Source organism: Vibrio sp. 10N.286.48.F5, from assembly GCF_041469785.1.
In the GTDB taxonomy this organism is placed as follows: Bacteria; Pseudomonadota; Gammaproteobacteria; order Enterobacterales; family Vibrionaceae; genus Vibrio; species Vibrio crassostreae_C.
The window spans coordinates 149,272-171,531 of the sequence record NZ_JBFRLG010000003.1 but is presented as its reverse complement, the minus strand read 5'-3'; the positions used below and the strand labels follow the sequence as shown (position 1 = coordinate 171,531).

Genomic DNA, 22,260 nt, shown 5'->3' with positions numbered 1-22,260 from the left:
TCCCTTACGCTGTCTCTTTCTGGAACAGTTCTCTAAACACAGGAAAAATATCATCCACCGTTTTAATGTTTTTCATGGCGAAGTTGTCAAAGCTACTCTCGAGTTTTTCGTATTCGTGCCAAAGCGTTTGATGAGAGCGGCGTGTTATTTCGATGTAAGAGTAATATTGGCAAGTTGGCAGAAGCGTATTGACCAGTAACTCTTTACAACGAGGAGAGTCATCAGCCCAGTTATCGCCATCAGAGGCTTGTGCTGCATAGATGTTCCACTCATTAGCAGGGTAGCGGTCTGCGACAATTTCCTTCATCAGTTTCAGTGCGCTCGAAACAATGGTGCCACCCGTTTCTTGTGAGTAGAAAAACTCATGTTCGTCGACCTCTTTAGCCTGAGTATGGTGACGAATAAACACAACATCGACGTTTTCGTAGGTGCGATTTAAGAACAGATACAGAAGAACATAAAAGCGCTTCGCAATATCTTTTGTGGCCTGATCCATAGAGCCCGATACATCCATTAGACAGAACATCACGGCTTGGCTAGATGGAATAGGGCGCTTCTCGTAGTTTTTAAAACGTAAGTCGAAGGTGTCAATGAACGGCACGCTTTCAATCTTTTTACGTAACTCGGCAATCTCTTCTTTGAGGCGACCTTCCTCAAAAGGTTGTGCCGGCTCCGTCATTTTAACTTGGTCAAGCTGTTCCATCAGTAGGTTAAGCTCGCGCTTTTTACCTGCTGTCATCGCGGTTCTACGAGCCAGAGATTGCTGTAGTGAACGAACGATAGCGATGTTGGATGGAATCCCCGCGCTTTGGTAACCAGAGCGGTGAGTTTTCCATTCGGTGATTTTGTTGACCTGATTTTTCTCTAGATTAGGTAGAGCTAAATCTTCAAAGAGAATATCAAGATACTCATCTTTTGAAATTTGGAAGGTAAATTCATCTTGGCCTTCGCCGTCAGGGCTTGCGTCGCCTTGGCCTGAGCCACCACCTTGACCACCACCTTTAGGGCGTTCGATTTTATCGCCAGTGATGAACTGATCATTACCTGGGTGAACGCGCTCTCTTACGCCGCCTTGACCTTGGTGAAAGTTCGGCTCTTTGATGTCTTTATGGGGAATAGTGACGTCTTCACCTGTTTCTGTATTGGTGATTGAGCGTCGGTTAACTGCATCGGCCACAGATTCTTTGATTTGCTCTTTATGGCGTCGTAAGAAACGCTGTCTATTCACAGCACTCTTATTTTTGCCATTGAGCCTCCGATCGATAAATTGTGCCATAAGAACTCCCTCTCAGCTGATGTCGCGATCCTACTTTTTATTCGGGTATAAGAGTTATTGATTTACTAAGGTATAAAAGTTATTGGTTTATACGAGCTGCTCAGTTGAGCAGCTCAATACCGTTTAGTTATGAGGATTTACGAACTCTTAGGTACCACTCAGATAGCAGTCTCACTTGCTTCTCGGTGTAGCCTTTTTCCATCATACGAGCAACGAAGTCGTCATGTTTTTTCTGATCATCCGTTGAGGTCTTAGCATTGAACGAAATAACAGGAAGTAGCTCTTCTGTGTTAGAGAACATTTTCTTCTCAATCACAGTGCGCAGTTTCTCGTAGCTCGTCCACACTGGGTTTTGACCGTTATTGTTGGCTTTGGCACGAAGCACAAAGTTCACAATCTCATTTCGGAAGTCTTTAGGGTTACTGATACCGGCTGTCTTCTCGATTTTCTCTAGTTCGCCATTCAGAGAAGCACGGTCAAATAGTTGGCCTGTTTCTGGGTCGCGGTACTCTTGGTCTTGAATCCAGAAATCTGCGTAGGTGACATAGCGGTCGAAGATATTCTGACCGTACTCAGAGTAAGACTCTAGATAAGCGGTTTGAATTTCTTTACCGATGAACTCTACGTAGCGTGGCACTAGGTATCCTTTCAAGAACTCTAGGTACTTCTCGGCGGTCTCTTGAGGGAACTGCTCCCGTTCGATTTGCTGCTCAATAACGTAGAACAGGTGCACTGGGTTCGCGGCCACTTCGGCTTGGTCGAAGTTAAACACACGAGACAGGATCTTAAAGGCGAAACGCGTTGATAGCCCAGACATGCCTTCGTCAACGCCAGCATAATCTCGGTACTCTTGGTAGCTCTTCGCTTTTGGATCGGTGTCTTTTAGAGTCTCACCATCGTAAACACGCATCTTAGAGAATAGAGATGAGTTTTCAGGCTCTTTTAGTCTCGAAAGAATGCTGAATTGCGATAGCAGATCGAGTGTGCTTGGTGAGCAAGGCGCTTGGGATAGCTCACTGTGCTCAAGCAGTTTCTTGTAGATCTTAACTTCTTCAGACACACGCAGACAGTAAGGGACTTTTACAATGTACACACGGTCGAGGAATGCTTCGTTGTTTTTGTTGTTACGGAAGGTCTGCCACTCAGATTCGTTCGAGTGAGCGAGAATCATACCGTCAAATGGCAGTGCAGAAAGCCCTTCGGTACCGTTGAAGTTACCTTCTTGTGTTGCCGTAAGTAGAGGGTGTAATACTTTGATTGGCGCTTTGAACATCTCCACGAATTCCATCACACCTTGGTTGGCTTTACAAAGCGCACCAGAGTAGCTGTAGGCATCAGGATCATCTTGAGAGAAGTGTTCAAGTTTACGAATATCAACTTTACCAACCAGAGACGAGATATCTTGGTTGTTTTCATCACCTGGCTCCGTTTTCGCGATCGCAACTTGATCGAGAATAGAAGGGCGCAGTTTGATGACTTTGAATTTGGAAATATCACCGCCAAAATCGTGCAGACGTTTCGCTGCCCACGGAGACATAATTGAGCGAAGATAGCGTTTCTCAATGCCATATTCATTCTTCAATAAGTCGCCGTCTTCGTTAACGTCGAATAGACAGAATGGGTGATCGTTTACTGGGCTTCGTTCACCGTCAGCAGACAATACATAGATTGGTAGTTTCTGCATCAGGGCTTTGAGTTTTTCAGCGAGAGAAGATTTACCACCGCCCACAGGGCCAAGTAGGTAAAGGATTTGTTTACGTTCTTCTAAACCTTGCGCAGCATGTTTTAAGTAAGAAACAATCTGTTCAATCGCATCTTCCATACCGTAGAAATCTTTAAATTCGCTGTAGCGTGAGATGACACGGTTCGAGAAAATACGACTCAGTTGAGGGTCTTGAGCAGTGTCAATAACCTCTGGTTCGCCAATGGCTAGTAATAAGCGCTCGGCAGCATTAGCGTAAGCACTTTTATCGTCTTTACACAGCCCTAAGAACTCCTGCAATGTCAGCTCTTCTTCCTTGGCTGCTTCATAACGTGATTGATAGTGGTCAAAGATACTCATAGTCACATTCCCCTTGTTAACCAGTCAAAACTGACGAGCGATTGAAAAATAGGCTCTCCCTACATTTTAAGGTTAGACCCGCTTCCACAATTTTGCTTAACAATTATGTATTTATTTACAATTTTGCGTGTGAAAAACGTGGCGAGCGCAATAGGCAACTTGAGGCGCGTAGAATCAAATTATTTTACATTCGAGGGGATCTGGCCGTTTGTTTTGAGATTTTAGGTCGCTTAACAATACTCACAATGGATTTATGTGCATTAGATGTATAACTGGGCTCTATTGATTTTTGGAATGGAGTACCATATAATGCGCTAAGTTATCAAAAATTGCTCAATAAATAGGTAGATGTAGTGAAGAATAATGGGTTCAAAATAGTGGCTATCTGCATGTTACGCCAAATGTTCGAGTAACTGGTGGCGTTCGTTATACCAACCTTGAAGGTGATATAGAGAATAGCCCAATACTTGAAAGTGGTATCAACATGGCCGCGAACGTTGGTGTTGCTTACGTTTTCTAGTTGCTTTGGTTTTTCTCTTTGTGTGCGAACATTAAAAAAAGGGTTACTCATGATGAGTAACCCTTTTTCTTGAAACTTTTTAAAAGTTATCGCTGATCTATTAACGAATTAAGCGCTAAAGATTTGAGATAGCTCTGTCGCACATAGGTGGTACTGACGAGGGCAGTTGCGCCATGTTGTTAGCATGCGACGGTACTTCTCTAGCATTGGCATCTGGCTATTGAAGTGGTGATCGGCTTTGTCGAATTGAGGGTAAAGACCTTCAGAATCAACAAGGAAACGCACGTAGTGTACGATCTGCGCTTCAGAAGCGATATCAAAACCTAAGAACTGCAGGCGACGTTGGTCTACTTCAGCACGCTCTTGTTCTGCAAGCATTTTGTTCGACTCTTGCATTGCATGGTACATCTCCATGATGTCGATAATTTCGCGACATTCTGCTTCAGTCAAACAACCAAACTCTTTGTTAAGTTCACGCATTTGGAGTTCGTAACCACGTTCTACAATCGTTTGTAGACGCTGGTATTTCGCCGAGTTCTCAGGGTTCATTTGAGACATTAGGTAGTATTGATTTGATAGAATTAGACGCTGAGCATTGGTCATTTCCATGGGAGGAGCCTCACTAAAAAACTAAATGTTGTATTCTTTTGTTGCAGTAAGAGTAACAGCATTCCTACGAGTGGAAACATGATCTCAACACGGATTTAATATGATTTTTTGAATTGATAAACAAAAGTTGTAAAGAAAAGTGAAAGGATTGTTTGGCTCGAAAAGAAAACGCCCCAATCGAAATTGAGGCGCTTGAAATCACTATGAACGTCAGTCTAGATTAGTATTTTACGTTTGAATGGTACTGGCTAAGAACAGCAACAATCTCGTCCATTTTCTCTTTGCTTGGCGGGTTTGTACCTTCAAGAGGGTAGTCAAAACCAAGTGCTTCCCACTTATGTGCACCCAGCTTATGGTATGGAAGCAGTTCTACTTTCTCGATGTTATCCATGTCTTTGATGAATTCGCCTAGCAGATGAGCATCTTCAGGTGTGTCCGTGTAGCCAGGGACAATCACATAACGAATCCACGTCTTCTTACCGATTTTGTGTAAGTAGCGTGCGAAATCCAGAGTACGTCTGTTTGATACACCAATGAAATCGTGGTGAATCTCATCTCGCATGTGCTTAAGATCCAACATAACTAGATCAGAGGCTTCTAGGACTTCATCAACCACTTCAGTGTGCTTACGAATGTAGCCATTAGTATCAAGACAAGTGTGGATGCCTTCAGCTTGAGCTGCGCGGAAAAAGTCACGAACAAACTCAGGTTGTAGCATCGCTTCACCACCAGAACAGGTGATACCACCGCCCGATGCTTTCATGAAATGACGGTATGATTTTGCTTCGTTGATGATCTCTTCGACCGTTACTTCCTTTCCGTCATGAAGATCCCATGTATCACGGTTATGACAGTACATACAACGCATTAAGCAGCCTTGAAGAAACACAATAAAGCGGATACCAGGGCCATCGACAGTACCACAAGATTCGAATGAGTGAATGCGACCAGTTGTAGACATGAGCTATTCTCGTAGAGGAATTTATACCGTTTATTTTATTACAAAAACGGTACATAAAATAGGGTCAAATGGTAACGAGACCTTTAAAAATAAAGGCAACCACCTGTGAAGATGATTGCCTTTATTAAACTTGAAAAGTAAAGGACGAAAGCCCTTACTGGTGGCTAGAAGAAAGCAAACATTGTGATACCGCCAGTGGTGTACACTGACTCTTTCGCTTCTTCGTAATCCGGTGTTTTTGCGGTTAGCGCGAAAGAGGCACCAACGTATCGGTTATACCAAGCGACACCCAATACAGCAGTTGCTTGAATGTTCTCTAAAGTCACATCGTAGATCGCTGGATCTTCGTTGTTTTTATTAGCGTACTCATCAACACCTGAGCGATCGCCTTCGATAGTCAGGTCGTTGAATCGGTAGCGACCTTCGAGGCCTGCATAGGTAAACCAACCAGCGTTTGATGCGCCGATCATGCCCGGTTTGAATGGGTTTTCTGTGGTGATGTTAGCTGCACCAAAGTTACCGCCTAAGTCTGTACCCCAACGAAACATGAAGCCCGTTGAAATGTCACTTCTAAAGTTACCGACGTTGATTTCAGAAACGTTAGAGATTTCGTAGTCAGTATTCGCAAGAGCTTGATTACGCATTAGGTTGAAATGGCTTAGGTAACCAACGCTTCCCGCCCATTCATCATCGACTTGGTATTCCCAACCCATCGGCTCATCCGACTTAGTGATTGAGTGAACCAGCTTTTGAGCATCTTCAGACAGTGCACGTTCGCCCGTAGTACCAAACGTGATATTAAAACGCTGGGCTTGCTGTGGGTTTAAGCTGATGTAATTGAATTCAGTGTGAAGGTAACCTGCGTATGGGCGATCATTAGGCGATGGCGTTTCTAACTCAATGTCAGAAGGCGTATACATCTTGTGGCCAATGGTGATTTCCCACTTGTCTAGAGAGCTTGCGCCCCAGTAGGAAAGACTCAATGGTTTTACCCAGTTATATGGCGTAATACTTGATGATGTGTAACCCAGAAATAAGCCGTTGGTATAGTCTTGGTCGACACCAAAAATACCATCATTATCTAAAGCAAAAGTTAACGTAGAACGCTCAGAGGCTAAAGATGAGAAAGAGAGAAGAATCAGGGGTAAACAACGCAGGTATTTCATGGAGCAGTTACTCTTAAATTATGAACCGCGATATTACCGTAATTTGACAGAATTTGTGGAAAAAAAGTGAATGGCAGGGTGCTTTTTTGCTCAACCTAACATTTCGCGGGATAGGTGAGTGTAGTGCGATTTATTTCAGATATAAAAAAGCCCCGCACATTGGCGAGGCTAATATTATTTACTGTCTATTGAGCGTGAGCTTATAGAGATTCAGTAAATGTACGTGCGATTACGTCAGCTTGTTGCTCTGCAGTTAGAGAGTTAAAGCGAACAGCGTAACCAGATACACGGATTGTTAGCTGAGGGTATTTCTCAGGGTGCTTAACTGCGTCTTCAAGAGTTTCGCGGTTAAGAACGTTAACGTTAAGGTGTTGACCACCTTCAATGCCAGCTTCGTGGTGGAAGTAACCATCCATTAGGCCTGCAAGGTTAGCACGTTGGCTGTCTTGTTCTTTACCTAGTGCGTTTGGCACGATAGAGAACGTGTAAGAGATACCATCTTGTGCGTCAGCAAACGGTAGTTTACCTACAGACGTTAGTGAAGCTACAGCGCCTTTCTCATCACGACCGTGCATTGGGTTTGCACCAGGAGCGAAAGGAGCGCCAGCACGACGACCGTCTGGAGTGTTACCTGTTTTCTTACCGTAAACCACGTTAGACGTGATAGTAAGAACTGACTGTGTAGGGATAGAGTTACGGTAAGTCTTAAGCTTACGGATCTTGTTCATGAACGTAGAAACTAGTTCACAAGCAATATCATCTACACGAGAGTCGTTATTACCGTATTTAGGGTAATCGCCTTCAATTTCGAAGTCAGTTGCAATGCCATCTTCGTCGCGGATTGGTTTAACAGTCGCGAACTTGATTGCAGACAGTGAGTCAGCTGCAACAGATAGACCAGCAATACCACAAGCCATTGTACGACGAACGTCACGGTCATGAAGAGCCATTAGAGACGCTTCGTAGCTGTACTTGTCGTGCATGTAGTGAATGCTGTTTAGTGCAGTCACGTATTGCTTAGCTAACCAGTCCATGAATGTGTCTAGGCGACCCATTACGTCATCGTAGTTAAGAACTTCGTCAGTGATCTTGTCTGAAACAGGACCAACTTGCATCTTAAGTTTCTCGTCCACACCGCCGTTGATTGCGTAAAGCATTGTTTTCGCAAGGTTAGCACGAGCACCGAAGAACTGCATTTGCTTACCAACGATCATTGGAGATACACAACAAGCGATAGCGTAATCATCAGACTCTAGGTCAGGACGCATTAGGTCATCATTTTCGTACTGGATAGAAGAAGTATCGATAGATACCTTCGCACAGAAACGCTTGAAGCCGTCAGGTAGTTGCTCAGACCAAAGAACAGTGATGTTTGGCTCTGGAGAAGGACCCATAGTGTATAGAGAGTTTAGGAAACGGAAGTTCGAACGCGTTACTAGCGTACGACCGTCGATACCCATACCACCCATAGACTCTGTTGCCCAGATTGGGTCGCCAGAGAACAGCTCATCGTACTCAGGAGTACGTAGGAAACGAACCATACGCAGTTTCATTACGAAGTGGTCGATCATTTCTTGTGCTTGTTCTTCAGTGATCTTGCCAGCAGCGATATCACGCTCGATGTAGATGTCTAGGAAAGTCGAAGTACGACCTAGAGACATTGCAGCACCGTTTTGAGATTTAACAGCAGCTAGGTAGCCGAAGTAAGTCCACTGGATAGCTTCTTGAGCTGTTTGAGCTGGCTCAGAGATATCGAAACCGTATTTCTCAGCCATTTGCTTGATTTGACCTAGAGCACGATGTTGCTCAGAGATCTCTTCACGCAGTTGCATTGTTTCTGCTAGGTTTTCACCGTTTTCGAATTGCTCTTGAAGAGAAGCAAATTGAGCTTGCTTGTCTTTCATTAGGAAATCAATACCGTAAAGTGCAACACGACGGTAGTCACCAATGATACGACCACGGCCGTAAGCATCAGGAAGACCAGTCAGAACACCAGACTTACGACATTTTAGGATATCAGGAGTGTAGATATCGAAAACGCCAGCATTGTGTGTTTTGCGGTATTCTGAGTAGATTTTTGAAACCATTGGGTCAAGAGTTTCACCGTATGCTTTACAAGAACCTTCAACCATACGCACACCACCGTTAGGGATGATTGCACGTTTTAGTGGCTTCTCAGTTTGTAGACCAACGATAGTCTCAAGATCTTTCTCAATGTAACCTGCATCGTGAGCAGTAATGGTAGAGATAACAGAAGTATCGAAATCTACAGGTGCTTTAGTTGCGTTTTCCTGTTTGATACCTTCCATTACCGAAGACCAAAGCTTGTTAGTTGCTTCAGTACCCTCAGAAACTAGGAAAGACTCGTCGCCTTCATACGGCGTGTAGTTCTTTTGAATGAAATCACGAACGTTTACTTCGCTTTGCCACTCACCTGCAGCAAAATCTTCCCAAGCTTTAGCAAATTGCTCTGCCATGACATACCTACCTTTTTAGTAGAAAAAATACGTACATTAACACTGTTGAGCCAGCGCCCCTCGTAAGGGTAGTACACTCTTATTAATAACAATATATATGAGCATATAAGCGTCATATGGTTATATATATTGTCACTACCTTTTATATGTTGTCTTTACTCTATGAATTCAAGACTACGCTAAAAAATTTCTGTAAACCTTAAACTAAATCAATAAATGCCAAAAAAAGTTGAAAAAATTTGAGTGGCAGGGGTTGCCACCCAAACTTTTTTTTAATCCTAATACTACTTTTGTGTAGTAAGGACCATTATAGCCAAGCTTTTAGGCCATATTGACTTTCTAGCATACCAACTGCAAGCATTGCTACTAGACAGATAACTAAAACGCCAACTGGGATAACAATCTTATCTACAAATGATAGACGCTTCGCACGCTCTTTATCACCAATTAGACCGTTATTATCTAGAAGCATAGTCAGTGCCCATGCTAATACTGGGTTAACAACCGCTGAACCGAAGATACAGATACCAGCTGCTTGAGAGTCTTTTGAATCTTTAACCATCTGCATACCCGCTTCAAGTAGAGGTAGAGATACACCTACAAGTAGCGCAACACGCATCACTGGTGGCCATACTGCTACGTCCATTGGGAAGCCAAGAATCGCAACAATAATACATAGAGAGCCAAGCAAGATTGCGCCGCCAGGGATTGGACGTTTCGCGATTGCTGCTGGGATCATGTAAGTACCCCAAGATGAAGTGATGTTACCACCACCAACTGCTGTACCTACCATTTGACGAACTGAACACATAGTCATTGTGTCGTCTACGTCCATCAGTACTTTTTCAGACTTTTTAGGGTAGTTCAGTTCTTGGAAGATACGGTGACCTAGGAAGTCAGGTGACCACATTGCTACTGCTAGGATTGCAAATGGTAGAGAAGCGATGAAGTGCTCAACGTTTGGTAAACCAAGCATCCAACCTTCTTCAGTAGAACCCCACCAGTAGATTGGGTTTAGGTTTGGAATGCCTGTTTCAGTTACGAATTTGATATCGAAACCAGCACCAAGTACTAGAGCAATAGCTAGACCAGTGAAAGCACAAACAGGGATTGCTAACCAACGCTTGTTCACTTTAGCAAGGAATGCATATAGACCGATGGTAACGGCTAGAACAATCAAACCGATGTAACCCATGCTACCAGCAGCGACAGTGTCAGACTGAAGACCAACAGCCCAAGCTTGAATTGAGTTTATTTGGCTCATTGTACCGGTTAGACCCAAGAAGATGAGCAAGCCACCCGCCGTACCTTCAGAGGTAAGGTTAACAAGTTTAGACCCACCTTTTAGGAAGCTTAGGATAAGACCGAAGACACCGATAAGGATTGCCAATGCAAGAGGGTGAGCACCAGCAAGAGCGATGGTACCAATAAGAGGAATCATTGGGCCGTGGTTACCGGCAAGGTTAGCTTTAGGGTTAAAGAAACCAGAAGCAAGGATACAGAACAGCAGTGCAGGGATAAGCATTTCTACACGAGCGACTTCAATCGCAAAGTCTTTACCAAGGTTTACGTGATCCCAAGCTTGAGTTAGGCCTTCAGCCCAAGACATCATTACTGCAGAGTACATCGCGATGATACCAATGGTACCAGCCAGTGCAGGAACAAGGTCTTCTAGTTCAAAGCGGAAGTCACGGCCAGGAAGGTTTAGGCCAAAGCGGCGAGGCTTCATGATTTGAAGTTCGTGATCTAGATAATCTGAGCGGTTCTCAAATTCAGAAGCAGGGCGGTGTAGCTCTTTATAGCTTTTCTCTTCTACTTCAGAGTTCGCATTGTTCACAACGTCTGACATAGATTCCTCATATTTTATGTTAGTAATTCTAAAATTGAATTCTATAAGTTCGCGTAATTGCGTTATTTCTTAGTTATAACTCATTAACATCATGTTGCACGGTTTTGATGTGCTTTATGCAGCTAAGTTAAAAGAAATGTTTGGCATTTTTAATGCCTTATTCTTTGCTGAGGAGTCTAACAAGCTTACCCTTTAGGGTGATTGATCTTGATCACTTTATGAGTATATGTGAAAGAAAGCTACAAAACGCAGCGATTCATTAACTTCCCATTGATGAATCGTGTAATTAGTTTTCACAAATTGACGTTTACCTATCTTCTTCGAGCCTTTGTCGTCATGGCTTGAGTTCAATACTCAATTCTTACTGAGTTATTTCACTATTACTTGCTTCCCAACTGTTCCGAGTGAAATGCTTACAATGTAATAACCTTAAAATAATTGTGCCTTACGGTGTGTATGTAGTGTTGAGCGTGCAGATTATATTTTGCAGATCTCGGCGTATCTAAGTTCACAAAACTTGTTTTTCTTGTGAGACATCAAGCTACGTGAATCTCATTTTGGTTAACTTTATTTAAACAATGTAAGGGGTGTAATTACAGCTTATTGATAGAACTCATTCATTAAATTGAGGCGAAAACGCTACCTTTTGCATAATAAGTCAGAGTGAATCGCTATTTATTCCAATTTATTAGGTTAATAATTTGTTGCATGTTGTTTCGTGTGGTGCTAGTTTGTATCGCATGAAAAGGTCGGAGTACCTTGCATTTTCACAAACTTGGGAGAGAAAGCGCATGAAAGATGTACCAGCGCTGGACATAAAGGATCTACACAAAACGTTTGGTCAAAATGAAGTTTTAAAGGGAATTTCACTTTCTGCGCACAAAGGCGATGTTGTATCGATTATCGGATCTTCAGGGTCGGGTAAAAGTACTTTCCTTAGATGTATCAACCTTTTAGAGACACCAACTGCAGGCGAGATTTGGGTTAATGGCGAATTAATTCAAATGAAAAACAACCGCCAAGGCGTATCTGTTCCTGCTAATGAAAAACAAGTACAGCGAATCCGTTCTCGCTTAGCGATGGTTTTTCAAGGCTTCAATCTTTGGTCTCACCTGACCGTTCTCGAAAACGTTATCGAAGCGCCTGTTCACGTCTTAGGTGTACCTAAAGCACAAGCGATTGAAAATGCAGAGCTACTACTTAAAAAAGTAGGCTTGTATGAGCGCAAAGATTACTACCCAGGTCATTTATCCGGTGGACAACAACAACGAGCGGCAATTGCTCGAGCGTTAGCGGTTGATCCGGAAGTGATGCTGTTTGATGAGCCAACATCAGCACTTGACCCTGAGTTAGTAGGGGAAGTACTTGGTGTAATGCGAGATCTAGCAGAAGAAGGAAGAACCATGCTTGTGGTAACACATGAAATGGCTTTTGCTCGTGACGTATCAAACCATGTGATGTTCCTGCACCAAGGTCTAGTGGAAGAACAGGGCGATCCAGCTAAACTGTTTACGGAACCTGAATCTGAACGTTTACAACAATTTATCTCATCGATTTACTAATCAGAATTGAAACGCCGTTGCCAAGGTAAACAGCGACTGTGTGAACAATAAAACACAACAAGTAAGTTAATAAGCAACAACAAACACAATATTAAAACTAGCAAAACATAAAAACCTAAATCACAGGAGTAGGGATATGAAAAAGTGGTTATTAGTCGCGGCACTTGCTGCAACTGCTGCAACGGGCGTAGCTCAAGCAAAAGAATGGAAAACAGTACGCTTTGGTATTGAAGGTGCTTACCCTCCATTTAGCTGGACAGAAGCTGATGGTTCACTGAAAGGCTTCGATGTCGATATGGCTAACGCACTTTGTACTGAAATGCAGGTGCAGTGTAAGATCGTTGCACAAGACTGGGATGGTATCATTCCTTCTCTACTTGCTCGTAAATATGATGCGATCATTGCGGCAATGTCTATCACGGAAGAACGTAAGAAAAAAATCGACTTCACAGGTAAATACGCACTTATCCCAAACAAGTTCATCGCTAAGAAAGGTGCAGGCCTTAACTTTGATGATCTAAGCGGTCAAAAGATTGCCGTTCAACGTGCAACAACTCACGATAAATACCTAACAGACAACTACGGCGATACAGTAGAGATCGTTCGTTACGGTTCATTCGACGAAGCTTACCTTGATCTAGCAAACGGTCGTGTTGCTGCTGTACTAGGTGATGCATCTGCTCTAGAAGAAGGCGTGCTAAACAAAGCTGGTGGTGAAGACTACGAGTTCGTTGGTCCATCACTAACTGATCCTAAGTGGTTCGGCGAAGGTTTTGGTATTGCTCTACGTAAGCAAGACAAAGATCTGACTAAGCAATTAGATGCGGCAATCCTTTCACTACGTGAAAAAGGCATCTACCAAGATATCGCGGCTAAATACTTCAACTACGACGTATACGGTCAGTAATCTTTAGCGTCAATTCTTAAGGGAGAGGTTCTCCTCTCCCTGTCTTACCAACTTTTTCGCAGTTCTGTTGGAATCCATTATGTTTGATTTACAAGGATATGAAGCGTCGATCCTGAAAGGGGCGGTGCTCACAATCGAAGTTGCCTTGCTGTCGCTAATTTTAGCTATGGTTCTTGGTATGCTAGGTGCCTTAGCAAAACTCGCGCCTTATCGCTGGGCTCGTGCTATTGCAACCCTCTACACAACCGTCATTCGAGGTATTCCCGATCTCGTATTGATGATGCTGATTTTCTTTGGTGGACAAATCCTTTTAAACAACAGTTTGTATTCCATCAACGAGTGGCTCAACGAGTGGTTTGCATCCAGTGATCCTAACCACGAATGGACCTCTTACCTACCTGATTATATTGATGTCAGCCCATTTGTTGCTGGTGTCTTAACCATAGGCTTTATTTTCGGTGCCTATATGGCAGAAACGTTCCGTGGTGCCATCATGGCTGTCGACAGCGGTGAAATGGAAGCGGCAAAAGCTTATGGTATGAGCCCTGTAAAGGCGTTTCACCGCATACTGCTACCGCAGATGATTCGTCACGCATTACCGGGTTTTGGGAATAACTGGCTGGTATTACTTAAAACCACTGCGCTGGTTTCGATTATTGGCCTAGAAGACATGGTACGTGTTAGTGCACTGGCGGCGGGTTCAACCAAAATGCCATTCACTTTCTACATGACTGTGGCGATTATCTTCTTATTCTTCACCAGTGTTTCAACGGGCTTACTTAAGCTGGTTGAACGTAAATTCAGTATCCACGCGAGGTAGTTATGGACTTTTCATTGATAATTGAAAGCCTGCCGATTTACCTTGGTGGTTTATGGACAACGGCTTGGATGGTTTGCGTTGCTTTGATCATTGGCTTATTCGTCGCCATACCACTAGCTATCGCTCGTAACAGTCCAAATATGCTGATTAATGCTCCGGCTTGGTCATTCATCTATTTCTTCCGTGGTACGCCATTATTGGTGCAGTTGTACCTGATTTACTACGGAATGGATCAGTTCTTCCCTGTAAAAGATACACTATGGGAAAATGCATGGTTTTGTGCTTTGGTGGCATTCATCCTTAACACATCGGCATACACAGCTGAAATCATTCGCGGTGCGATTAACGGCTTACCAAAAGGTGAAGTTGAAGCAGCAAAAGCGTATGGCATGAGCACACCTAAGACATACCGACGTATCATTCTGCCAAGTGCATTACGTCGTGCATTACCGGCTTACAGTAACGAAGTTATCTTTATGCTTCACGGCTCAGCCGTTGCAGGTATTGTGACGATTATGGATCTAACGGGTGCAGCTCGTTTGGTTAACTCTCGCTACTATGCTCCGTTTGAATCTTTCCTAACAGCAGGTCTGTTTTACATGGGGTTGACGTTTATCATCATTGCGATTTTCAAATTCGCAGAGAAACGTTTCTTAGCTTACTTAAGACCACTTAGCTAATTGCACGGTATTCACACAGTTAACAAAACGGCGCTTCTATAGCGCCGTTTTTTATGAGCAGATTCTGTTGCTGTTGATTACTTAAACGTTGACCAAATTGGCGCGTGGTCAGACGGCTTTTCGATGCCACGCAGTTCGTAATCGATGCCTGCTTCAGTACACTTATCAGCAAGCTTTTGAGTCGCTAGGACTACATCAATACGCAGGCCGCGGTTGTCCACGAAACCTTTCGAGCGGTAGTCAAACCACGAGTATTGGTCGTTTACTTCAGGGTGCAGTAAGCGGAAGCTATCCACAAAACCCCAATCCATCAGTGTTTTCAACCATTCTCGCTCTTCTGGTTGGAAAGAGCACTTACCTGTTTTCAACCAACGTTTCGCATTAGGTTCACCGATGCCGATGTCTGCGTCGATAGGGCTGATATTAATGTCGCCCATCACAATGACTTGTTCGTCTTTGTTGTGGTAGTCATTTAGGTAAGTCATCAAGTCTTTGTAGAACTGGCGTTTGTACGGGTATTTTGTTTCATGCTTGATGTTATCCCCTTGAGGGAAGTAGCCATTTAGCACGGTAACCTTTTCACCATTTTCATCTTCAAACGTCGCCATGATCATGCGTTTTTGATGGTCTTCATTATCTGTTGGGAAACCCTTCTGCACAGAAATAGGCTCTTGCTTACACAACATTGCCACACCGTAGTGGGCTTTTTGACCGTGGAAGTAAACCTTATAGCCCATTGCTTCAACATCAGCAATTGGGAAGGCTTCATCGTGCACTTTTATCTCTTGCAGACCAATCACGTCGGGTTGGTGTTTGTCGATAATAGCTTGCAGTTGGTGAAGGCGGGCTCTAAGACCGTTGATGTTGAAGCTAATTACTTTCATTTGTTTTTATACCTCTCGTAAACCTTTGTCACTGCTTGTTTTTAAAGGTTTTTGATTTGGTGGATTTCATGGTTCATCGTATTTAACCATGCTTAATAATTTCTGTCGCCACTTTGTAGAGACAAAATGGCGACATTAAATGATGTGAATACTTACAGTTACGTAGAATCTATTGAGTCTTAAGTAAATCCAAAAAGAACGCGTATTCAAGTGCGTCTTCTTTTAATCGTTTAAATCGGCCAGAAGCGCCACCGTGACCGGCTTCCATATCGGTTTTGAACAGCAATACGTTGTTGTCTGTTTTCATTTCACGCAGCTTCGCAACCCATTTCATTGGCTCAAAGTACTGCACCTGTGAGTCATGCAGGCCTGTCGTTACCAACATGTTCGGGTAGTTTTGTACCTTAATGTTGTCGTACGGTGAGTACCCCAGCATGTAATCGTAGTAGGCTTTATCGTTCGGGTTACCCCATTCGTCATACTCATTGGTGGTTAGAGGGATCGATTCATCGAGCATGGTTGTCACAATGTCTACAAACGGAACATGTGCACCAATACCACGGTACAGTTCTGGTGCTTGGTTGATGATTGCTCCCATCAATAGACCGCCAGCAGACCCCCCAACGGCGAACACTTTATCTTTCGCGCCGTAGCCTTCTTCAACAAGCTCTTTGGTTACATCAATAAAGTCGTTGAACGTGTTTTGTTTGGTCAGTTTTTTGCCATCTTCATACCAAGGGCGACCAAGCATTTCTGAACCGCGGACATGTGCGATGGCATAAACAAAACCTCTATCCAGTAGGCTTAGGCGAGTTGAGCTGAAGGTAGGTTCAATCGTAGAGCCGTAAGACCCATAGCCGTATTGGTAGATTGGGTTAGTGCCGTCTTTCTTAAATAAGTCTTTACGATAAACCAAAGAGACAGGAACTTGCTTACCATCGCGAGCCGTAATCATGATTCGCTCTGATTGGTAGTTATCCGCTTCGAAATCACCTAATACGGGTGTTTGCTTCATGAGTTCGGATTCACCTGTACTTAGGTCGAAATCATAGTAAGTACCTGGCGTGGTTAAGCTGCTGTAATAGATACGAACTTTTGCGTTATCTAATTCATAGTTACTCGTTAGGTAAGCGGCAAATGCGGTGTCGTTAAATTCAAGTGGAAACTCGTGGCCTGTTGAGAGTTGGCGAACTTTCACTGTAGACAAGCCATCCGCGCGTTGCTCGTAGACAAGATGGTCATCAAACAACTCGAAATCTACAAGCTGAGTATTATCGTCTGCTGGGATGACATCGACCCATTTTGAGCGATCATGCATCTCTTCGGTTGTGACTTTCATTAAACGGAAGTTGACCGCTTGGTAGTTGGTGTAGATGTAATACCAATCACCTAGCTTAGCGATGCTGTACTCTATGCCGGTCTCTTTTGGGTAGAAAGCCTCAGCTGTAGCCTTTGGGTTGTTGGCATCGATGACTGAGACACCGCTGGTTTCTGTGCTCGAATGCCAAATGTAGACCTGTTCTCCATCTTTGCTTTTACTCAAAGAGGTGTAGTAAGCGCTATCGGCTTCTTCGTAGATTAACTGATCGCTTGCCTGAGCTGTGCCTAACACGTGGCGGTAAACTTGATAACCCAGCAATGTTTGTGGATTTTTTTTGATGTAGTAGAAGGCTTGGTTGTCGTTTTGCCACGCGATAGCACTTGAAGCGCCTTCAATTTCATCTTTTAGGTATTCACCTGTTGTGAGGTCTTTGATCTTGATGGTGTAAATGCGGCGGCTTAGCGTATCTTCGCCATAGGCCAACAAGTTTTCGTCTGGGCTGATCGTTAAGCCACCAATACTGAAGAATTCATGCTCTTTTGCTAGCTCGTTTACATCTAAGATGACTTGCTTGTCTGTGCCTAAAAAGTTTTTTTCACGCAGGTGAACTGGGTATTCGTTGTCGCCTGTCACCTTATTCGAGTAGTAGTAACTGCCTTTGCGAACCGGTACCGAATTGTCGTCTTTCGCGATTCGGCCTTTAATCTCTTCAAATAATTGTTTTTGTGCTGCTTCTGTATGTTTCAACACCGTATCTGCGTACTGATTCTCTTGCTCAAGTTGTTGCAATATCTCTGGATCTTGGCGTGCATCATCGCGCATCCAATAGTAATCATCGATTCGGGTTTCACCATGAATCGTCATTGCGTGAGGGACTTTCTTAGCAACGGGTGCTTGGGTTTGCTGAGCGACGAGCTGTGATTGAGAGTAGTGGTTCATGATTGAGATTCCTTGATTGCTGCATCCGGCGACAAGCGCTATTGATACGGCTAATGTGGTTAAAGCGATACGCATCTGTATATCCTTAGTGTGTACCTTCTCGTTTTAATGCCAGCATCCTTTGTTGTGAGAGTTCAGGTACGTTGGTGTTCTTCCAGTGATATTATTTATAATTGGATTCTGGATATGCACCTTCATCGTAAGTGTCTGTTATTGTTTTCAAAAAATCAAAGCAATGTTAAATGAAATTACTGATACGTGAGAGTGGAAGGAATAAATGTGCAACAAAAAGGACACACTTTTCAATATGTCCCTTTCCTTTGTTTAGCAAGATTCGAGTTTTACGTTAAATAGCCAATGGCATTTCGTTTGAGTGGTCAGGTTTACGATTAACCCAACGTAAACCAAGCATAGCGATGAATGACATAGCAATCATCAGGCAACCGAGTGGCAGTTGGTCTTGAGCTGGGAAGAACGATGCCAATAGTGTTGCGATGCCAGCACCTAGGTTTTGCATACCACCTAAAATCGCACCTCCAGTACCAGCGTGGTACGGGAATGGCGAAAGTGCCCCTGTTGTTGTTGCTGGGAATAATATGCCAGCGCCCAAGAAGTAAATTGTGGCACCGCCAATCAAAGTTAATGTTGTTGTTTGACCAAACAGACCCGGTATCAATACCACTGTTGAGCCTACCAATATCGCAACCAGACCAACATTCAATGCACGGCGCTCAGAGCGACGTTGTGCGATGTAACTAGATAAGCCTGCACCGACTAAGTAACCTGGAATAGGCAAGACAAACAGCAAGCTTACTGTGGTTGCCGGTAAGCCAAGTACGCCACCAAGCAACACACCTGCCGCTGCTTCAAATACGGCTACACCAGCAAAGGTTGCGACTAATACCAATAAGAAACCTTGGAAACGTTTATCAGACAGAACGAACTTGTAGCTGTTGGCAACCGATTCATGCTTGCGTCGTTCTTTCGGCAGTGTTTCCATCATGCTCGTCATCATAGTGATCACAACAGCAATACCAAACAGCGCAAGGAATAAGTAGCTAGAACGCCAGCCGAAAACTTCTGTTAGGTAACCACCCAGTACAGGAGCCATCAATGGTGAGAAAATCACACACATGCTAATCAAGCTGTTTGCACGGTGCAGCTCTGCGCCTTCAAAACAGTCGCGAGTCAATGTACGAGACATCGCACCACCACAACCGATGCCCAAACCTTGGATAAAGCTGCCCGCTAAGAACCATTCATATTCGTGAGCGAACAATGCTACCAAAGTACCGATGATGTAGATGATCAAACCAATCACGATGATCGGTTTACGACCTAGGCGATCTGAAAGTGGGCCGTAAACAAATTGCGACAGACCATAAGGGATCAAGTAACACGCCATCACTGCCTGCAGTGAAGATGCCGAAACTAAGAACTCACCTGCCATATGACCGATAGAAGGCACGTACATCGTTTGAGTCATTTGACCTACGGCAGTCAGAATAGCGATTAAAAAGGTAAGTTTCGCTAATGGAAACGAGGCGGACATTTGCGTATCTCTCCAAAAATTAAGACGTAAAAAGCCTTAGCGCTCCATTAAAGGAGAGCCAAATGAATAAAGTGTTCAGGGAATCTAGGCGCGAGATATTAGATCTTGATTGCGGGCTTAGCAATCAAAAAGTGTGAAGTTGAGCAAGATAAAAATCTATAACTTGGATTATAAAAACTAATCCGAAGTTACTGCATTTTAAAGAGGGAGAGGGTGGAGTGGGCTTCCTTTAAATATCGATGTTCTGGCTATGTCCAAAGCGCTAAAACCTAAGCAACACAGCTAATGATTATATGAGTACATCATTTGAAATCACAGAAAAAAGGAAGAAAACACGCTCTATTAACATTTGTATAAACTTTCGTTTTATATGTAAGCAATTTGTGCTGTAATTATCCGCTAAGCTATTCGTCTAACTCATTTACATTGTGTACAGCAATTCGTTGTCGATGTGATAGTTATGGTTATGGAAGTCTTTTGGCTTAAATAAGGATATTAAATGCGCTCTCTATCGGTACAGTGGAAAATAACCCTCTTAGCAGGTTGTTGTTTAATCATTACGTCACTGTCTCTTATTGGTTTCTCGATCTACAACGCGACGAGCAATCAACAAGTCATCAAATCTCAAAGTTCAGAATCAGTTATCAATAAAACTCAGCAGTTGCTGGCGTCTGTTTCTCAGCTAAACGCTCAAGAAACTCAACGTTATGTAGACGAAGCTATTTACCGCGCAGAGATGCTTGCGGCCAGTGCTCAGTTTCTAAAAAACAATGCAGACGAAAACTTTACACCAAGTGAAGAGCTTCGTACCGCCTTGGATGAAATGGTTCGTCGCTCGGTTTTAAACTTCGACTCTATTCAAGGAGCGTATCTAGTTTTCAAGCCTGACTTGCTCGATAGTGAAGATGCGAATTATGTCGATGCTGATTATGTTGGTTCTAACGAAAAAGGTCGTTTTGCTCCTTACTGGAAGGTGGCAGATAACGGTGAAAATGTTCTAGCGAACGTTCTTTCAGAATCTATCTTGAATGATGACAGCAATAGCGAACGTTTTTACTGTCCTTTGTCTTCAGGGCAAACGTGTATTAGTACGCCGAGAGTCGTGAACAGCGGTGGTGTAGCACTACTTACGTCCTCTATTTCAGTCCCTATTTTGGTTGACGACGTTGCTATTGGTTTTCTTGGTATTGATCTAAGACTTGATGGTTTAACCAGTGTGATTACTCAATCTGACCAGAGCTTGTTTAACGGTGCGGGTAAAGCTTACGTGGTTAGTCTAGATGGTTCGGTCATCGCTTCTGATGATTCAAGCATTGCAGTCGGTTCAACTTTCCAAAGTGGCAATACAAACAGTGATTTAATGACCGACTTTATCTTTGGTGGTGAAGTGACAACGCAATGGAGCGAGAACGGTGAGTGGTTACTTGCCTTTGCACCTGTTGTTGCAGCTAACCAAACTTGGGGGGTGTTGTTTGAGATCCCAAGAGACAGTGTCGTCGCTGACGCAAATAAATTGGATTCCATCATTAGCACTAAGCTAAGTGAAGGCATCAAAACAGAAGTGATCGCCGGTACAGTGTTTATTATCTTTGGCTTAGCCATTATCGCATTTGCTTCCCTTTCAATTGTGAAGCCTATTCGACAAGTGGTTGAGCGACTTAATGATATTGCTTCTGGTGAAGGTGATTTGACCCAACGTTTGGAAGTGAAATCTCAAGACGAAATTGGTCAGCTATCCAAAGGGTTCAACTTATTCTTAGACAAGCTACAACACACGATCAAAGAAGTGATTCACACCACTGAGCAAGTGGCGAGCACGACAAGCCAGGCTAAAGCATCGGCATCAAGCACTCGAGAAAGCAGTGAATCTCAATTTAAAGAAGTGGATCTTGTGGCGACAGCGGCAGAAGAGATGACTCAAACTGCGGGCTTAGTGGTACAAAACGCAGAAGTGGCCGTTGATGCTGCTTGTGAAGCGAATCGTTCTGCTCAACAAGGGCAACAAGTCATCGAACTTTCAGCCGGTGAAATGAGAAAGCTGGTTGAGCGTATGTCGAGTGCTGTTCCTATTGTTGAAGAATTGGCAAAAAATAACGGAAACATCACCGAGATCTTAAGTGTGATTGAAGGGATCTCTGAGCAAACTAACTTACTGGCATTGAACGCGGCGATTGAAGCGGCTCGTGCTGGCGAACAAGGTCGAGGTTTTGCTGTTGTTGCGGATGAGGTAAGAAACCTCGCAAGTCGCACCCAGTCATCGGTTGGTGAGATCAGAGCGGTGATCGACAAGGTTCATGCTGGAACTCAAGATGTCGTTGAAGCAATACAAGAAGGCAATATCCTAGCTAACGATACAGCACTACACGTTCAGAAAGCAGTTGAAGATCTGGGGTCGATCTTTACTTCTATTGAGGCGATCAGTGATATGAACAGTCAGATCGTTCGAGCAGCCGAAGAGCAACAATCGGTTTCCGGTGAAGTAAATCAAAGCGTGGTTAATATTCGCGATTTGAGTGCGAAGATCTTGGAGCAAGCCGCGGCTTCTGAGCAAGTCGGCAATGAAATTGACCAACTGTCTCAACAACAAAAGAAGTTGGTCAATCAGTTCAAGGTATAAGCATTAAGCCTTAACCAGTTCTTGAATAGAAAAAGGGACAAATGAAGATTTCATTTGT

15 protein-coding genes and 1 pseudogene are annotated in these 22,260 nt (G+C 43.6%); 6 read left to right on the top strand and 10 right to left on the bottom strand.

The genetic code is table 11. From position 1 onward, the window contains the following. Positions 1-4 precede the first annotated feature (4 nt). Positions 5-1,276, bottom strand: a complete 1,272-nt coding sequence (locus tag AB4185_RS02285; protein WP_017062133.1) for a YeaH/YhbH family protein — start codon at positions 1,274-1,276, stop codon at positions 5-7. A gap of 127 nt (positions 1,277-1,403) precedes the next feature. Then, positions 1,404-3,338: a PrkA family serine protein kinase gene (locus tag AB4185_RS02280; RefSeq protein ID WP_017062132.1), complete on the bottom strand. Its 1,935-nt coding sequence runs from the start codon at positions 3,336-3,338 to the stop codon at positions 1,404-1,406. Between the two features lie 379 nt (positions 3,339-3,717). On the opposite strand from AB4185_RS02280, the pseudogene AB4185_RS02275 reads away from it, so the two are divergent. Then, positions 3,718-3,858 (top strand): annotated as a pseudogene (locus AB4185_RS02275) (MipA/OmpV family protein); the annotation flags it as partial. A gap of 108 nt (positions 3,859-3,966) precedes the next feature. Here the strand turns inward: AB4185_RS02275 and AB4185_RS02270 are convergent. The 5 genes from AB4185_RS02270 to AB4185_RS02250 all read right to left on the bottom strand — a co-directional run bounded on the left by AB4185_RS02270 (position 3,967) and on the right by AB4185_RS02250 (position 10,920). Beyond that, positions 3,967-4,467 carry a YfbU family protein gene (locus tag AB4185_RS02270; protein WP_017070032.1) on the bottom strand — a complete coding sequence of 167 codons (501 nt, stop codon included), beginning with the start codon at positions 4,465-4,467 and terminating at the stop codon, positions 3,967-3,969. A 220-nt stretch (positions 4,468-4,687) separates the two neighbouring features. Next, a complete protein-coding gene (gene pflA, locus AB4185_RS02265; protein WP_010437353.1) occupies positions 4,688-5,428 on the bottom strand; it encodes a pyruvate formate lyase 1-activating protein in 741 nt (246 codons plus the stop codon). Positions 5,429-5,592: 164 nt separating this feature from the next. Further along, positions 5,593-6,594: a lipid A deacylase LpxR family protein gene (locus AB4185_RS02260; protein ID WP_017062129.1), complete on the bottom strand. Its 1,002-nt coding sequence runs from the start codon at positions 6,592-6,594 to the stop codon at positions 5,593-5,595. Positions 6,595-6,794: 200 nt separating this feature from the next. Further along, the gene (gene pflB / locus AB4185_RS02255) at positions 6,795-9,071 is read right to left on the bottom strand and encodes a formate C-acetyltransferase (RefSeq protein WP_017066931.1); all 2,277 of its coding nucleotides are present in this window, start codon (positions 9,069-9,071) and stop codon (positions 6,795-6,797) included. Positions 9,072-9,378: 307 nt separating this feature from the next. Further along, on the bottom strand, positions 9,379-10,920 hold the full coding sequence (locus AB4185_RS02250; RefSeq protein ID WP_008220142.1) for a DUF3360 family protein: 1,542 nt from the start codon (positions 10,918-10,920) through the stop codon (positions 9,379-9,381). 791 nt (positions 10,921-11,711) lie between these two features. On the opposite strand from AB4185_RS02250, the gene AB4185_RS02245 reads away from it, so the two are divergent. The 4 genes from AB4185_RS02245 to AB4185_RS02230 all read left to right on the top strand — a co-directional run bounded on the left by AB4185_RS02245 (position 11,712) and on the right by AB4185_RS02230 (position 14,889). Continuing rightward, a complete protein-coding gene (locus tag AB4185_RS02245) occupies positions 11,712-12,482 on the top strand; it encodes an ABC transporter ATP-binding protein (RefSeq protein ID WP_004736532.1) in 771 nt (256 codons plus the stop codon). A gap of 136 nt (positions 12,483-12,618) precedes the next feature. After that, positions 12,619-13,389 (top strand): ABC transporter substrate-binding protein, encoded by a 771-nt coding sequence (locus tag AB4185_RS02240; protein ID WP_010437364.1) that lies wholly within the window; start codon positions 12,619-12,621, stop codon positions 13,387-13,389. A 79-nt stretch (positions 13,390-13,468) separates the two neighbouring features. Then, positions 13,469-14,209 (top strand): ABC transporter permease, encoded by a 741-nt coding sequence (locus tag AB4185_RS02235; protein WP_017063493.1) that lies wholly within the window; start codon positions 13,469-13,471, stop codon positions 14,207-14,209. A gap of 2 nt (positions 14,210-14,211) precedes the next feature. Next, positions 14,212-14,889 (top strand): ABC transporter permease, encoded by a 678-nt coding sequence (locus AB4185_RS02230; RefSeq protein ID WP_017063494.1) that lies wholly within the window; start codon positions 14,212-14,214, stop codon positions 14,887-14,889. Positions 14,890-14,966: 77 nt separating this feature from the next. Here the strand turns inward: AB4185_RS02230 and xthA are convergent, their stop codons facing one another. The 3 genes from xthA to emrD form a co-directional block, all read right to left on the bottom strand. Then, positions 14,967-15,773, bottom strand: a complete 807-nt coding sequence (gene xthA, locus AB4185_RS02225) for an exodeoxyribonuclease III (RefSeq protein WP_010437369.1) — start codon at positions 15,771-15,773, stop codon at positions 14,967-14,969. Between the two features lie 169 nt (positions 15,774-15,942). After that, positions 15,943-18,033 carry a S9 family peptidase gene (locus AB4185_RS02220; protein ID WP_017065926.1) on the bottom strand — a complete coding sequence of 697 codons (2,091 nt, stop codon included), beginning with the start codon at positions 18,031-18,033 and terminating at the stop codon, positions 15,943-15,945. A gap of 346 nt (positions 18,034-18,379) precedes the next feature. Further along, entirely contained in the window at positions 18,380-19,585 is a 1,206-nt protein-coding gene (emrD, locus tag AB4185_RS02215; RefSeq protein WP_372058183.1) for a multidrug efflux MFS transporter EmrD, read from the bottom strand. 499 nt (positions 19,586-20,084) lie between these two features. Between emrD and AB4185_RS02210 the strand changes: the two genes are divergently transcribed. After that, positions 20,085-22,202 (top strand): methyl-accepting chemotaxis protein, encoded by a 2,118-nt coding sequence (locus tag AB4185_RS02210; RefSeq protein ID WP_229647105.1) that lies wholly within the window; start codon positions 20,085-20,087, stop codon positions 22,200-22,202. Positions 22,203-22,260 lie beyond the last annotated feature (58 nt).

Excerpts from the sequence above, each read along its gene's own strand:
- pflB (WP_017066931.1), bottom strand. The coding sequence starts at position 9,071 with ATGGCAGAGCAATTTGCTAAAGCTTGGGAAGATTTTGCTGCAGGTGAG.
- xthA (WP_010437369.1), bottom strand. The coding sequence starts at position 15,773 with ATGAAAGTAATTAGCTTCAACATCAACGGTCTTAGAGCCCGCCTTCAC.
- AB4185_RS02235 (WP_017063493.1), top strand. The coding sequence starts at position 13,469 with ATGTTTGATTTACAAGGATATGAAGCGTCGATCCTGAAAGGGGCGGTG.
- AB4185_RS02230 (WP_017063494.1), top strand. The coding sequence starts at position 14,212 with ATGGACTTTTCATTGATAATTGAAAGCCTGCCGATTTACCTTGGTGGT.
- AB4185_RS02240 (WP_010437364.1), top strand. The coding sequence starts at position 12,619 with ATGAAAAAGTGGTTATTAGTCGCGGCACTTGCTGCAACTGCTGCAACG.
- AB4185_RS02280 (WP_017062132.1), bottom strand. The coding sequence starts at position 3,338 with ATGAGTATCTTTGACCACTATCAATCACGTTATGAAGCAGCCAAGGAA.
- AB4185_RS02245 (WP_004736532.1), top strand. The coding sequence starts at position 11,712 with ATGAAAGATGTACCAGCGCTGGACATAAAGGATCTACACAAAACGTTT.
- emrD (WP_372058183.1), bottom strand. The coding sequence starts at position 19,585 with ATGTCCGCCTCGTTTCCATTAGCGAAACTTACCTTTTTAATCGCTATT.
- AB4185_RS02210 (WP_229647105.1), top strand. The coding sequence starts at position 20,085 with ATGCGCTCTCTATCGGTACAGTGGAAAATAACCCTCTTAGCAGGTTGT.
- AB4185_RS02285 (WP_017062133.1), bottom strand. The coding sequence starts at position 1,276 with ATGGCACAATTTATCGATCGGAGGCTCAATGGCAAAAATAAGAGTGCT.
- AB4185_RS02220 (WP_017065926.1), bottom strand. The coding sequence starts at position 18,033 with ATGAACCACTACTCTCAATCACAGCTCGTCGCTCAGCAAACCCAAGCA.
- AB4185_RS02250 (WP_008220142.1), bottom strand. The coding sequence starts at position 10,920 with ATGTCAGACGTTGTGAACAATGCGAACTCTGAAGTAGAAGAGAAAAGC.
- AB4185_RS02270 (WP_017070032.1), bottom strand. The coding sequence starts at position 4,467 with ATGGAAATGACCAATGCTCAGCGTCTAATTCTATCAAATCAATACTAC.
- pflA (WP_010437353.1), bottom strand. The coding sequence starts at position 5,428 with ATGTCTACAACTGGTCGCATTCACTCATTCGAATCTTGTGGTACTGTC.
- AB4185_RS02260 (WP_017062129.1), bottom strand. The coding sequence starts at position 6,594 with ATGAAATACCTGCGTTGTTTACCCCTGATTCTTCTCTCTTTCTCATCT.